This window comes from Variovorax nivicola (assembly GCF_051216475.1).
GTDB lineage: Bacteria > Pseudomonadota > Gammaproteobacteria > Burkholderiales > Burkholderiaceae_C > Variovorax.
Genome location: NZ_JBPJZK010000003.1, coordinates 1 through 13,153, shown reverse-complemented (window position 1 = coordinate 13,153; position 13,153 = coordinate 1). Strand labels below are relative to the sequence as shown.

Sequence of the window (13,153 nt, the reverse complement as noted above, 5' to 3'; positions counted from 1 at the left end):
GATACGGCAAGCGCCGCGCCGCTGTGCAATGCCTGCGGACCTACACGCATGAACCGGACCAGGCACGAACATAGAGCCCAGTCTTCAAGAAGCGAACGAAGCGGATCAGGGGGCGAAAAGATAGAAGCCATGGACACACAACCACGCTGCTGCATCGCAGGTGGCGGTCCTGCCGGCATGGTGCTGGGCCTTCTTCTGGCCCGAGCCGGCGTGCCCGTCGTCGTGCTGGAAAAGCATCTCGACTTTCTGCGCGACTTTCGCGGCGACACGGTGCACCCGTCCACGCTGGAGATATTGCACGAGTTGGGCCTGCTCGACGCCTTCCTGCAGCGCCCGCACGACCGCATAGAAGAACTGCGCGCCACCTTCGAGGGCCGCAGCATTCCCGTGGCCGACTTCACTCACCTGCCCGCGCACAGCAAGTTTCTCGTGCTGATGCCGCAGTGGGAGTTTCTGGACTTCATGTGCGACGAGGCCCGGCGCTACCCGGGCTTCGAGCTGTGGACCGATGCAGAGGCCATCGGCCTGCTGCAGGACAAGGGCCGAGTCAACGGCGTGAAGGTGCGGCGCGGCCGCCGCGCGGGCCAGCCGCAGGATGTCGAGCTGCATGCCTCGCTGGTGGTGGCCGCCGACGGCCGGCACTCCGCGCTGCGCGATGCCGCGGCGCTGCCGCACATCAGCTATGGCGCGCCTATCGACGTGCTGTGGATGGCGATTCCCAGGCAGGCCGGCGACCCCTCGGCCACTGCGGGCCACGTCGCGGGTGGGCGCTTTCTGGTCACGCTGAACCGCGGCGACTACTGGCAGTGCGCCTTCGTGATTCCCAAGGGCGGGCACGAGGCGATGCAAGCCCGAGGCATCGGCGCGTTCCATGAAGAGATCGGCAAGATCGCTCCCTTTCTCGCGGCCCGACTACCTGAGGCGCTCCCCGACTGGGACGTGGTGAAGCTGCTCGAAGTGACGGTCGATCGCCTGGAGGCCTGGTCGTGCCGCGGGCTACTGTGCATCGGCGATGCCGCGCATGCGATGTCGCCGGTGGGCGGCGTCGGCATCAACCTCGCCGTGCAAGATGCCGTGGCTGCCGCGAATCTGCTGGCCACGGCGCTGGCCGGCACCGCGACCGAGAAGGAGATCGACACCCTGCTGCCCCAGCTGCAGCGCCGCAGGGAATGGCCTGTGCGCATAACGCAGGCCGTACAGCGCTTCATACAAGACCGCGTGCTGATGAGCGTGCTCGACGGCGAGCTGACGGCCAAGACTGGGCACGTGCCCTGGCCGCTGCGGCTGCTGGCACGCTGGCCGCTGCTGCGCCGGCTACCGGCGCGAGCCGTGGGAATGGGCGTGCGGCCCGAGCACGTGTCATCGCCGCGCGCGCCGTGATGTAACTGGCAATTCGTTACACAGCCGAGGCCCAGCAGGGCGGCCAGGGAGGCCGTGAAGAGGGGCCCCTGTTGTAGACTGCCAGGTTTTTCGGAGAGGCGCGTTCAAGCGGTATGGGGCAAGTTTCACAGCGCACAGGTTTCAATAGCTCAGCGCTCATTCGCTTGCTCTCCCGACTGGCCGACATCAACGCTCGCGAACCCGCGCAACCCACCGCTGACCGATTGAGCCAGTGGTTCGGCTGGACCGATGCCATCTCGCTGTCCGCAGCGCTCGATGGCACACCGGCAACGACACAGGCCAGCACGCGCGCTCCCCGCAACACCGAAGAAAGCGAATGCCAACGCGTGCGAACCGCGCTGGCAAACGCCATCGTCGAAGACATCACCTTCGGCACCAGCAAGGACGCAACGCCCGACTTCACCCCCTACCGCCGACGCTACCTCGCCCGGCAACAGGCGATGGAAGCAGGCGTCGGCTCGCTGCGCAGCCGGCTGCGCTCGGCGCTGGCGGCAAAGTCGCCGTCCATGGCCCGGCTCGCGTCCGTGGACGTGGTCATGGCACAGGTGTTGGAGGCGCGCGAGCACAGCCTGCTCTCGGCCGTGCCGGGCATTCTCGAAAAGCATTTCGAGCGCCTCCGCAAGGCCAGCCAGGCACCGGAAGTGCCTGACATGCCGGACGACGAAGCAGAGACAGATACAGACAACAGTGCCCAGCCCGACGAAGCGTGGCTGGCCGTGTTCCGCAAGGACGCCCAGGACGTGCTGCTCGCCGAACTGGACTTTCGATTTCAACCGGTCGAAGGGCTGCTCGAAGCCCTTCGCACCCAGGCCACCAGAACTACATGACCCGATTCATTCAATACGCTGTCTTTGTCGCAGGCTTGGCCGTCGTTGGCTGGGTGGGCGCCGGATACATCGGCACGAACCCGCTGGCGCTGGCCGTCACCGTGATCGTCGGCGCGTTCTACCTCATGGGCGCGCTGGAGCTGCACCGCTTTCAACAGGCCACGGCCACGCTGACACACGCCGTAGCCGATCTCTCTGCCCCGCCCGAAAGCCTCGGCGCGTGGCTTGGTCAACTGCATCCTTCGCTGCAAAACGCCGTGCGACTGCGCATCGAGGGCGAGCGCGTCGGCCTGCCCGGCCCGGCGATGACGCCGTACCTCGCCGGCTTCCTGGTGCTGCTGGGCATGCTGGGCACCTTCGTGGGCATGGTGGTCACGCTCAAGGGCACCGGCCTTGCGCTGGAGAGCTCGACCGATCTGCAGACCATTCGCGACTCGCTCTCAGCGCCCGTGAAGGGCCTCGGGCTGGCCTTCGGCACTTCTGTAGCGGGCGTGGCCGCATCGGCGATGCTGGGCCTTGCATCGGCACTGAGCCGGCGCGAGCGGCTGCAGGCTGGACAGATGCTCGACACGAAGATCGCGACCGTGCTGCGCGTCTTCTCGCTCACCCATCAACGTGAAGAGTCGTTCAAGCTGCTGCAGCAGCAGGCCCACGCCATGCCAGAGCTGGTCGGCCAACTGCAGGCCATGATGCACGCGATGGAGCGGCAGAGCCATGCACTGAACGAACGCCTTGTCAGCAGCCAGGACCACTTCCACAGCAAGGCCGAAGCCGTGTACGGCAGCCTCGCTTCTTCCGTCGACCAGTCGCTGAAGCAGAGCCTGACCGAAAGCGCACGTGTCGCCGGCGCGGCGATACAGCCGGTCGTCGAAGCCACCATGGCCGGCATCGCGCGCGAAACGGCCACGCTGCACAACACTATTTCGCAAACCGTGCAGCAGCAGCTCGACGGCCTCTCGAGCCGCTTCGAGGCCACCACCACTCGCGTGGCAGACACCTGGAAGACCGCGCTCGCCGAACACCAGCGCACGACCGAGGCGCTATCGAAGGACCTACGCGGCTCGCACGAGCATTTCGCACAGACCTTCGAGCAGCGCTCGGCCGCGCTGGTAGACACCGTCTCCACTCGACTCGAAAGCACCGTGAGCAGCGTGTCGGACACCTGGGGCAACGCGCTTGCGCAGCATCAGCGCGTCAGCGAGAAGCTGTCGGGCGATTCGCACCAGGCCCTGTCGGCAGCCGCTGCCACCTTCGAGCAACACTCCGTCTCGCTGCTGAGCACCGTGGACCAGGCGCACGCAAAGCTGCAAACCGAAATGGCCTCGCGCGACGAACAGCGCCTCTCGGCCTGGACGCAATCGCTGACAGCTATGGCCGCATCGCTGCAAGAGCAATGGCAACAAGCTGGCGCGCACAACGCGAGCCAGCAGCAACGGTTGCTCGACACCATGGCGCAGACCGCGCGCGAGATGTCCACGCAGACCGAGACGCATGCGAAGAACACCGTCGCCGAAATCACACAACTCCTGCAAGCCGCTGCTGAAGCACCGCAGGCCGCGGCCGAAGTTATGTCCCAGATGGCATCGCGCGACGAGCAGCGCCTCTCGGCCTGGACGCAATCGCTGACCACCATGGCCGCATCGCTGCAACAGGAATGGCAGCAGGTCAACGCACACAACGCAAGCCAGCAGCAGCAGCTCTTCGACACGGTGGCGCAGACCGCACGCGACATGTCCGCCCAGACCGAAGCGCATGCGAAGAACACCGTCGCCGAAATCGCACAGCTGCTGCAAGCCGCTGCTGAAGCGCCCCGCGCCGCCGCCGAAGTGGTGACCGAGCTGCGCCAGAAGCTCGCCGACAGCATGACGCGCGACAACGCGATGCTGGAAGAGCGCAGCCGCATCCTCGAAACGCTGGCCACCCTGCTCGACGCAGTGAACCACGCATCCACCGAACAACGCACAGCCATCGACACGCTGGTGTCCGCATCGGCGGACCTGCTGGAGCGCGTCGGAAGCCGCTTCACCGAAAAGGCCGATGCCGAATCCGAGAAGATGGCCGCCGTTGCCGCGCAGATCACCGGCAGCGCCGTCGAAGTGGCCAGCCTGGGTGAAGCCTTCGGCCTTGCCGTGCAGATGTTCAGCCAGTCGAACGACAAACTCGTGGGCCACCTGCAGCGCATTGAAGGCGCGCTGGGCAAGTCCATTACGCGCAGCGATGAGCAACTGGCCTACTACGTGGCGCAGGCCCGTGAAGTGATCGACCTGAGCATCATGTCACAGAAGCAGATCGTCGAAGACATGCAGCAGATCGCCAGCAGGCAGCAACAAGCGCCGGTGGACAGCGAAGCATGATGCGCGAAGAGCTCGACGCCGGCTTCGACGAGCCGGGCGTGCCGGTGTGGGCGGTGTTCGGCGACCTGATGGCCGGCCTGCTCGGTGCCTTCGTGCTCATCCTGGTGTGTGCGCTGGGCATGCAGCTGGAGCTTGCATCGAAACTGGAAACCGAAGTCAAGCAACGGCAGGCCGAGGCCAAGCGCCTGCAGACGCTCGAACAGGCGCTTGCAGGGCCGCTCGCAGCAGGCCGCGTGACGCTGACCAACGGCCGCATCGGCATCAACGGCAGCGTGCTGTTTGCCTTCAACTCCGCGGAGCTGCAACCCGAAGGCCGCCAACTGCTGAAGAGCCTTGCCGCGCCGCTGACCGCGTACCTCAAGTCGCGCGACGAAATTTTGATGGTGAGCGGCTTCACCGACGACCGGCAGATGCGCGACAACGCGCGTCAGTTTGCGGACAACTGGGAGCTGTCGGCGCAGCGGGCGCTGACGGTAACGCGTGCGTTGATCGAGGCCGGCATTCCGTCGTCGTCGATCTTTGCGGCCGCGTTCGGCTCCGAGCAGGCGGTGGCGTCGAATGCCGATGCCGACGGGCGCTCGAAGAACCGGCGCGTGGAGATGGCGCCTACGCCGCGCCCTTCCAACGCCAACACGAAGCCCCGTGACTGATCAAGAGACTTGCCGCGACACCGGCGCGATGGTCGCAGCGGCGATCGCGCGTGGCGATCAACGCTTCGACCCTGTGCGCTTTCGTGTCATCGAGGCGATGGCCAGGCGCGCGACTGCGCACGGCGGCGAGGCGCGGCGCATGCTCGACGACAAAGTGCTCACGCTGCTGGCGGCGTACGGCGAGGATCTTCAAAAGGCCGCGCCTGCAAACGTTGCGAAGCCGCAAGCGGCAACACCTGAACGCGGTGTACTCGCCGAACTCATCGACCACATCGCCCAACACGCGCCGGTCATGGATGACAGCCCGACCGCAGCAGGCAGGGCGACGCCCGCCCCCTCTTCTGCCTCGTCGCCTTCCACAGAACTGAAGTCGATCCGCTACTTCAAGAGCACCTGGTCCAAGCTCAGTGCAGACCGGCGATTGACGCAGTCACTGGCGAAGGTGCCGGAAAACGCCGGCCCCCTCAACTCGCATCATCTCGTGCACCGTTCGCTCACGTTGATGCGCGACCTATCGCCGGAATATCTGAACCGGTTCATGTCGTATGTCGATGCGCTGTCGTGGGTCGATCAGTTGAATGGCGTCGCAGCAGCAGCGAATGCGGCAAGCCCGCGCGCGGAAGGCTCGACCAAGAAAAGCGTGCGCGGCAAGTCCAGCTGAGGCCCGAATCAACCGAAGCGGAGCCCTTGCGTCAAGGCTTGTTCTTCAGATGCGAAGTCAGGCGCTCGAACTCGTCGGCAAACGATGCAACGGCAGAACGCGGAAGCACGACCGCCTGCATTTCATCGGTAAAGAGATAGTGGTTCGCATCGTCTTCCTCGCGGGCCATGAAGCCCGCCCATAGCAGTTCTGACCGCATCGTTGCGGACTGGATCGTCAGCGCGCTGTCCGTGATGCTGACGGTCTGGGGCGACAGAAACGTGCCATTGGGAGCGAACATGTGCTTTCGCCAGATCGCCTGGGAAACATGGGGCAGCGACACCAGCAGCAAGAAGACGATCATCACGAGGTACGCCATGAACCGGAGGTGCGGCAGCTCGGCGTAGTCGTCCAGCACGCGCACGTACGCCGCGACCGTCAATCCGACGCCCACCCATACCGTCGCGCGCAACATGAACAGGGTGGACGACAAACCCGGCTTTCGGCCAACGCGACGACCGACGACCTTCTGAAGGCGCGCGAAGTCTGTCGGAGTGAGGGTGAACGATGCTGCCGACATGCTGCTTGCCGGACTCAAGGCCGCCGCGCCTGCACCGTCTGGCGCGACCAATACACGCCGTCAAGCCGATCAAGCCGCACCACGCCACCTGTCGATGGCGCATGCACGAAGCGCCCTCCGCCCACATAGATGCCCGCATGTGACGGCGTGGACGGGCCGAAGAGCACGAGATCGCCCGTGCGAAGCTCGGACATCGACACTGGGCTGCCGAAGCCGCTCATTCGCGCCACCGTGCGCGGCGGCGACTCGCCCACGCTGTTGAGATACACGTACCCGATGAGCCCGCTGCAATCGAAGCCACCATCAGGCGTGTTGCCGCCATAGCGATACGGCGTGCCGACAAGGCCGAGTGCATGGATCGCGACGCTGTTCGATTGTTCGTCCGTCAGCGTGCTGCTGACGGCAGGCCCCGGCCCTTGCCGCGGACCCGATGGGCTTGCACAGCCCAGAACCAGAAGGCAGGCCCCTGTGAAAAGGAGCCGAAGCAGCCACTGCTGCAATGTGCGGGATTGTTGCGTTGTTGGCACAGGCGCGTCGTGCATGTCGGATGGCTGGGCTCGTGAACGTGCACGAACTCTAGCGCGGAACGCGACGGCTTCCTGAAGATGGGGCCCTCCGCGGCCCGCGCTGCTGCGCCGACGCAACGGAGGGAAGAAAAGAAAAAGCGCTTACTGGCCTGCTGCAGGCGTGTTGACAGCGTCTTTCAGCGCCTTGCCGGCGGTGAACTTGGGCGCCTTGCTGGCCTTGATGGTCATCGGCTCGCCGGTCGACGGGTTGCGGCCCGTGCGCTCGGGGCGGCTTGCCACGGCGAAAGTGCCGAAGCCGATCAGTTGTACCGTGTCGCCGCTGGCGAGGGCGCGCGACAGGTTGTCGATGGCGGAGTCGAGCGCGCGGGCAGCGTCGGCCTTGCTCAGGTTCGTGTCCGTGGCGATAGCGGCGATGAGGTCGGTCTTGTTCAAAACGGGGGTTCTTTCTTCAATCAGTAAAACGGTTGGGGGAAAAGTCCGTGACGCGAAAACGCACCGGGCTCGAACTTTAAACGCCCCACCGGAGGATCGAGACACGCATGCGTTTCAAAAGTGAAACATCGTGATCGATGCACGATGGTGCACGAAACTCCGGCACAAAACCCGATGGAAAGTACCAACGATGACGCTGCTCGATCGCTACCGAACGTGGCAGGCCAACAGGCGCTGGCGCCGCATCGCGTGCGAACGCGCGCTGGCCGAGTTTGCGCTCACGCACACGGAGCGGGCGATGGGCGCGCATGTGCTGCGGCTCGACGCGCAAGAAGCCGTGGTTCGCGTGATGTACGCGGCCGGACACATACCGCCGGGGCGTTGCTGGTACGCCATACCGCGCAACGGCGGTGCTGCGCGAGTGTTGTCGTTCGACGACGTAGCGACGATGGAATCGCCCTGGCGATGACGCTCAGGACGCCCTGCAGCTGAAATTTGCCGCATCGTTCATCGAAGCACCCCCCGCCCCCGTGAACGCCGGCCATGCCGGCCAGCGGCACATCGGCCGCGAGCGGTTGGCGTTCTGGTTGTTGTCGACCGAGGGAATCGTTTCAGGCGCCTGCCCTTTCTCGACCCAGTTGTCGAGCACCGCGAGCCCGTCGTAGCCGAGCCGGTACGGACCCATGCCGTGGCCGAAGCCCGGCACGCTATAGAAGCGAATGAACGAGTCGACACCCGCCTGGCCGAAAGCAGCGACCTGGCGGCGGTAGTAGTCCTCGGTGTTGTAGGGGCTGATGAAATCGTCTGCCGTGCCATGCGTGAGGATCAGCTTGCCGCCCCTGGCACGGAAGGCTTCGAGGCTCACCATCGTCACATCGGTAATGTTGCCCAGCTGCTGCAGCCGTGCCCTGTAGCGCGCCGGCTCGTAGCGCAGCGCATCGAGCGACGGGTTGCGCGTGGCGAAATACTTCGCGTGCGCCGCGCCAATGGAGAACAGCAACGCATCGGTGGCAGCCGGCGGGTTCGATGGCACGCGCGATGCGCCGAACGACGACACCGAGAACACCGCACCTTCAAGCACCGGCCAGCGCGGAAACACCTGCTGCCCCGCAACCGCAAACCCCGCGTCATAGGGCGACGCAATCTGCCGCACGGCCGCGATCTGCGCATCAGACAAGCAGAAGTCGCCGTTGTCCACGCCGTTGACGCAACGCAGCGCGGCCTTCACCTTGTCGAGGTTGAAGACCACGTTGCAGGCCGCAACATTGCCGATGATCCCGTCCTTGGCGCCATCGAGCCCGTCGCAGGCGGCATACACCGCATTGACGAGCAGCGTCTTCTTGGCTGGGTTCATCCAACCCGCACCGCCATTGGCATACAGCGCCTTGCCGACATGCAGCGACGCCAGTTGCAGCATCGTGATGTTGTACGCCGGGTAGTTGGCAATGGCCCCGTCGTAATCGGCGGCGTAGCGCGCCGCGGCATCGAGCGCCTCGTGCCCGCCCTGCGATCCACCGATGAAATAGAAGCGCCGCGGCGCCGCGCCATAGCGCTGCCGGATGATCTCTAGCGCCACGTCGTGCGTCTTCTTCACCGACTGCTGGCCATAGTTGAGAAGCGCCTCGTCATTCAGCGCGAAGTTGCCGTCGAAGCTGCCCGTGCCCTTGTGCCCACCGTCGCTGCCCAGCGTGGCATAACCCTGGCGCAGCGCGTTGGGTGTGCCGTTGGGCTGCGCGGTGTAGGCGCCCAGGCCGGTGACGAGCGTGCCGTCATAGCCGCCACCGCCCATCTGCAGCGCACGGCGGTTCCATGCGGTGGGAAGGTTGACTTGGAACTCGAGGCTGGGCGCCGATGCACTGACGGGCAGCACGACACCCTTGACCGCGCAGTACTCGCCATTAGGGTTGTCTGCGGCATTGGCGGGGACGAAGCTCGCGGATTGAACGACTGCGCCCGAGCTCGGCTTGCCGATGGCGGAGGCCGCGATCTTCATGTCTTGCAGCGCCGTGCATGCGGCTTGCGCCTGGGCCGTCTGGGCGGGCGTGATTGCGGGCTCGCTGACAGAAGCGCATCCGGCGAGTGCGGCTGCGGTGGCCAATGCGGCCAGGCTGAACGATGCGCTGCGCCTGCGGAAATCTGGAGTTGCCATTTGTCGCCTGTCTGAGTTGTTGTCGAACGGGCAGCAATGCGCCCAAGCCGCATGTTGAGCCATCGGCCGCGCTACCGCCGGTACAGCCGATTGCCAATCAACCCACCGGCAACGACACAAAGTGCCTGCACGAATATGGCAATCATGAAGGAATCGGAGAGGTCGTACTCGCTGCGTGCCGCGTTCATTTCATACCAATGGCCGACGCCGACCAGGATGACGTTCGAAATGAATCCAAGCAGCAGTGCGCCCCCGGCGATGAAAAGAATCCGAAGAACTATGTTCATGGCGCGTACCCTGTATTCACTGGAACCCGAAGACCAACAGCAGGTTATTCGCGGGCATCGCATGCCGCTCGCGCAACGCGAGGCCTGATCGGCGCGCCTCTGCTGCCACGTCTTCCAGGCGACGAATGCCCCATGCGGGATTTCGGGCGCGCAAATCTTCGTCGAATGCCATGTTGCTCGGCGCCGTTGGGACTTCATCTTCGAAGTAAGGCCCGTACGTGATGAGCAACCCGCCAGGAAGCAGATGCCGCGCGGCGCCTTGCATCAGGGCGGCGCATGTGGCCCAAGGTGCGATGTGCAGCATGTTGGCGCAGAAGATTGCGTCGAACTTTTCTTCTTGAGTGAATGCGGGGCCCTGCGATGGCCATTGAGAGGCCACTACGTCAAGCGGGAGCGGTAGGCGGAGATTGGGTAGCGCAGCTTCTGTGACTCGGCTTGCAATCGCTGGGAGCATGCGGGCATCTGCGTCGGTGGGCTGCCAGATCCATTGGGACATCGCTGCTGCGAACCATGCGGCGTGTTGGCCTGTTCCAGATGCGATCTCTAGTGCGGTCCCTCGCTCACCGAGGATGCCGGTCAATGCATCGAGGATAAGCTGCTTGTTGCGGTCAGCGGCAGGGCTGTTGGGAAGGTCGGGCATTCAGGTGGTACTTAGATGAGGTGTTTAAAAGACACTGGGGCAAGGTCATTCAGATGCTTGCCGTTCATTCGACGACATCTGCATTGCGGCGACAACCATCCCTCAGCGACGACATTCGCTTTCACGTCGCATTGCTGGCTCAAAACGGACTAGGCGCCAATAGCGACTGAATCGCAGCGGGCTTACTAAGCTCAATGACCTCTGCACAGGTGAGTTCTGAAACATCAGGATAGCGTCATCTTCGTTGTCTGGAAGGTTGCACTGGCGCCTACGCTTTGCGCCATTCTCAGCTCGGTTTTTCTGGTGCGTTCGGCCTCGGAGCGTTTGCGGCGCCCTTCCACCCTTCCATTTACGTCGCTCAAGTTGGCGTAGAGTCGTCGATAGAATGTACGCAGAACAGGTTTTCCACTGGCGGAGGGAGACGTAAGGATGACTGTAATCAACACCGTGCAGTTCAAGACTTGGCACGGAGACGTCAAAAATGTAGCCCTGTTGCATCCAGAATGGACGGATTCTGGCCGAGGTTTCGAGACAACAATCATCACAGGTCAGAACGGTTCACATAAGAGCACGCTGCTTAAACAGCTCGTCTCCGACCTTGCAATTTCCAGTCGATCTCTGAATGCCGAAGTTCAGGTTTTTCAGCCAAATCCCGTTCAGGTTCTATGTATCTCAGGCTCGGCTGCTGACCGTTTTCCGCAGAAAGAGCTTCCCGGTGGAGCACGCACCGCCTTCGATGTTCCCCACTATGCATACTTTGGCCAGCGTATTCTCTCGAATCTTCTGAGCAAGAAAGCTCCGCTGGAGACGATGCTCAGTTTTGCACTCTCTCCATCCAAGATAGAGCGCTACGACTGGAATTTCTTTTCAGATGCCCACCGACTCGCAGGTGTTAAGCCATCCGTGACATATGTTCTCAATCGCCGAATCGAGAAGCGGCAGGAGCTTCGTGATCTGCTCGGAGCAGTTCAAAGGAAGACTCCTCAGAGTGACTCTGACCGTGCGTCATCTAGGAGCCTTCCGCATATTTCTTATGCCGTGGCCCAGTGGCTTCTGAGTGAGTTTTCATACGATGAATTCAATGCCCTTGAGCAGCTTGTGACCCGTGGCAAGGGACGCATTGAGCTAACAATCGATAGCACTGGTCCTCATTGCAAGGATGCGACTCCCAACGTCTTGCGACTTGGTCTATTAACCGATTTGCTGAACTTGGCCGACGCGATGGTTCAAGCAACGCGCTCCGAAGACAAGTTCTCTGCACTCGAACTCAGCTCCGGCGAATACCACATGTTCTCCACAATCCTAGGCATCGGCTTCGGACTAGAGGAGGCCGCCGTCGTACTGATTGACGAACCTGAAAACAACCTCCATCCACAGTGGCAACGAGATTTGATGACTGCCGTATTTGGCGTTTGCTCCAGCGCGATGAAGACGGGACACCTCATCGTCTCTACGCACTCACCGCTCATCGTTGGTGCCGCACTTGAAGGGAGCACGGTCGTAGACCTTACCGGAGACGAGCCTCAACTGAGTACCGTTACCTACGGCGCCTCGTCCGACGAACTGCTTTTGTCCCAGTTTGGTGTTGGCTCCAGTCGGAACAGAGTGGTCGTGGATACTGTACAGCGAGCCATCTCGCTCGTAGAACGCGGGGATTTCAGCAACCCTGAGTTCGAATCGCTCATTCCCGAACTAATGTCCATTCGAGATGCGCTCAGCCGCGAGGATCCGATGGTCGATGTCATTAATGCGCTTCTTGAAGAGGAGCCGGCACGATGAACGTTGGATTCGAGAAAATTACGCCAACACCAGCGTATCCGGATGGAACGAGCGCTGCGGCCTTACATGGTCTTCCGTGGAGCTCCGGCACCAACGTGGTCACACTATTCAAGACTGAACTCAAGCCAGTACTTCGAAAGGCGCAGCGAGGCCGATGTTGCTTTTGTCGCCGGCTCCTCTACCACGACTACGCAACTCATCTCGAGCATTTTGTGGACAAAGGCGGCTACGAAGACTACACCTTTGAGATTCAGAACTTAGCTCTTGCCTGTGGCACCTGCAACATCAAAAAGAACGGCCACTTCTCAACGTGGACGAAGAGGTTCAACGACCTCTCTGCGAAGACTGGCTACCCCGTAACTGCACGCTGTCCGGTACTAGCGGTCCAACTTAACAAAGGCGCCCCTTTCCCAACTAGCCCCGCGGACTTTCGCTGGGTCAACCCTCATCTTCACAAATACTCGGATCACATCGAAGTTCGCAGAGGCTGGGTCTTCTACGGCAAGACGCGCGAAGGCACAAGAACCATCCGAGGGGTAAAACTCAACGAAGTTGGCGAGGTAGAGCAGCGCGCCCTATCAGAGCGTCTAGAAACGCGGGGTGGAAGGCTGTCCATGCTTGTTGGTGCTCTAGCAGAGCTGCATGAGCAAAGAGCACGAGATGTCGCCAAGGCCGTTGTGTTAGTCATCAAGCGTCGCCGGCAAGCAGCTGCAGCGTCTGCGGGCTAACACGCCTCTTGGTACTCCTCGTGGACCACTCCCAGTTGAATGGTAATAGTCCGACGAAGGCCGTCTTGATGAAGCCGGACGAAGTCGACAGCATGTGACCTGAATAAATGGCACCGCATTAGGTGCCCATCATCAGGAGTGCATGTACATCATGAAGAG

The 13,153-nt window shown here is 62.6% G+C and carries 14 protein-coding genes; 8 read left to right on the top strand and 6 right to left on the bottom strand.

Translation table 11 applies throughout. The features are described 5' to 3' along the window. The first annotated feature begins 129 nt into the window (after positions 1–129). The 5 genes from ACSFBF_RS12810 to ACSFBF_RS12790 all read left to right on the top strand — a co-directional run bounded on the left by ACSFBF_RS12810 (position 130) and on the right by ACSFBF_RS12790 (position 5,893). Positions 130–1,380, top strand: coding sequence for an FAD-dependent oxidoreductase (locus ACSFBF_RS12810; protein ID WP_435467453.1), 1,251 nt, complete (start codon positions 130–132; stop codon positions 1,378–1,380). A gap of 113 nt (positions 1,381–1,493) precedes the next feature. Next, the gene (locus tag ACSFBF_RS12805) at positions 1,494–2,228 is read left to right on the top strand and encodes a DUF3348 domain-containing protein (protein ID WP_435467451.1); all 735 of its coding nucleotides are present in this window, start codon (positions 1,494–1,496) and stop codon (positions 2,226–2,228) included. Further along, entirely contained in the window at positions 2,225–4,582 is a 2,358-nt protein-coding gene (locus tag ACSFBF_RS12800) for a DUF802 domain-containing protein (protein ID WP_435467449.1), read from the top strand. Before ACSFBF_RS12805 ends, ACSFBF_RS12800 begins: the two co-directional genes overlap by 4 nt. Then, a complete protein-coding gene (locus tag ACSFBF_RS12795; RefSeq protein WP_435468770.1) occupies positions 4,582–5,232 on the top strand; it encodes an OmpA family protein in 651 nt (216 codons plus the stop codon). Before ACSFBF_RS12800 ends, ACSFBF_RS12795 begins: the two co-directional genes overlap by 1 nt. 28 nt (positions 5,233–5,260) lie before the next feature. After that, positions 5,261–5,893 carry a DUF2894 domain-containing protein gene (locus ACSFBF_RS12790; protein ID WP_435468768.1) on the top strand — a complete coding sequence of 211 codons (633 nt, stop codon included), beginning with the start codon at positions 5,261–5,263 and terminating at the stop codon, positions 5,891–5,893. 31 nt (positions 5,894–5,924) lie between these two features. Here the strand turns inward: ACSFBF_RS12790 and ACSFBF_RS12785 are convergent, their stop codons facing one another. From ACSFBF_RS12785 to ACSFBF_RS12775, 3 genes are all read right to left on the bottom strand, one after another. Further along, positions 5,925–6,452, bottom strand: a complete 528-nt coding sequence (locus ACSFBF_RS12785) for a YcxB family protein (protein WP_435467447.1) — start codon at positions 6,450–6,452, stop codon at positions 5,925–5,927. Positions 6,453–6,466: 14 nt separating this feature from the next. Next, positions 6,467–6,994 carry a C40 family peptidase gene (locus tag ACSFBF_RS12780; protein ID WP_435467445.1) on the bottom strand — a complete coding sequence of 176 codons (528 nt, stop codon included), beginning with the start codon at positions 6,992–6,994 and terminating at the stop codon, positions 6,467–6,469. 126 nt (positions 6,995–7,120) lie between these two features. Continuing rightward, the gene (locus ACSFBF_RS12775) at positions 7,121–7,411 is read right to left on the bottom strand and encodes an HU family DNA-binding protein (RefSeq protein ID WP_093058078.1); all 291 of its coding nucleotides are present in this window, start codon (positions 7,409–7,411) and stop codon (positions 7,121–7,123) included. A 190-nt stretch (positions 7,412–7,601) separates the two neighbouring features. On the opposite strand from ACSFBF_RS12775, the gene ACSFBF_RS12770 reads away from it, so the two are divergent. Beyond that, positions 7,602–7,880, top strand: a complete 279-nt coding sequence (locus ACSFBF_RS12770; protein WP_435467443.1) for a hypothetical protein — start codon at positions 7,602–7,604, stop codon at positions 7,878–7,880. Between the two features lie 3 nt (positions 7,881–7,883). On the opposite strand, the gene ACSFBF_RS12765 is transcribed toward ACSFBF_RS12770, so the two are convergent. The 3 genes from ACSFBF_RS12765 to ACSFBF_RS12755 form a co-directional block, all read right to left on the bottom strand. Next, positions 7,884–9,560 carry a tannase/feruloyl esterase family alpha/beta hydrolase gene (locus ACSFBF_RS12765; protein WP_435467441.1) on the bottom strand — a complete coding sequence of 559 codons (1,677 nt, stop codon included), beginning with the start codon at positions 9,558–9,560 and terminating at the stop codon, positions 7,884–7,886. A gap of 71 nt (positions 9,561–9,631) precedes the next feature. After that, positions 9,632–9,847 (bottom strand): hypothetical protein, encoded by a 216-nt coding sequence (locus tag ACSFBF_RS12760; RefSeq protein WP_435467439.1) that lies wholly within the window; start codon positions 9,845–9,847, stop codon positions 9,632–9,634. Positions 9,848–9,863: 16 nt separating this feature from the next. Continuing rightward, positions 9,864–10,487: a DUF938 domain-containing protein gene (locus tag ACSFBF_RS12755; protein ID WP_435467437.1), complete on the bottom strand. Its 624-nt coding sequence runs from the start codon at positions 10,485–10,487 to the stop codon at positions 9,864–9,866. 429 nt (positions 10,488–10,916) lie between these two features. Between ACSFBF_RS12755 and ACSFBF_RS12750 the strand changes: the two genes are divergently transcribed. Then, positions 10,917–12,266: an ATP-binding protein gene (locus tag ACSFBF_RS12750; RefSeq protein ID WP_435467435.1), complete on the top strand. Its 1,350-nt coding sequence runs from the start codon at positions 10,917–10,919 to the stop codon at positions 12,264–12,266. Next, positions 12,263–12,994, top strand: coding sequence for an HNH endonuclease family protein (locus ACSFBF_RS12745; protein ID WP_435467433.1), 732 nt, complete (start codon positions 12,263–12,265; stop codon positions 12,992–12,994). The genes ACSFBF_RS12750 and ACSFBF_RS12745 overlap by 4 nt, the downstream gene beginning before the upstream one ends. Positions 12,995–13,153: the final 159 nt, after the last annotated feature.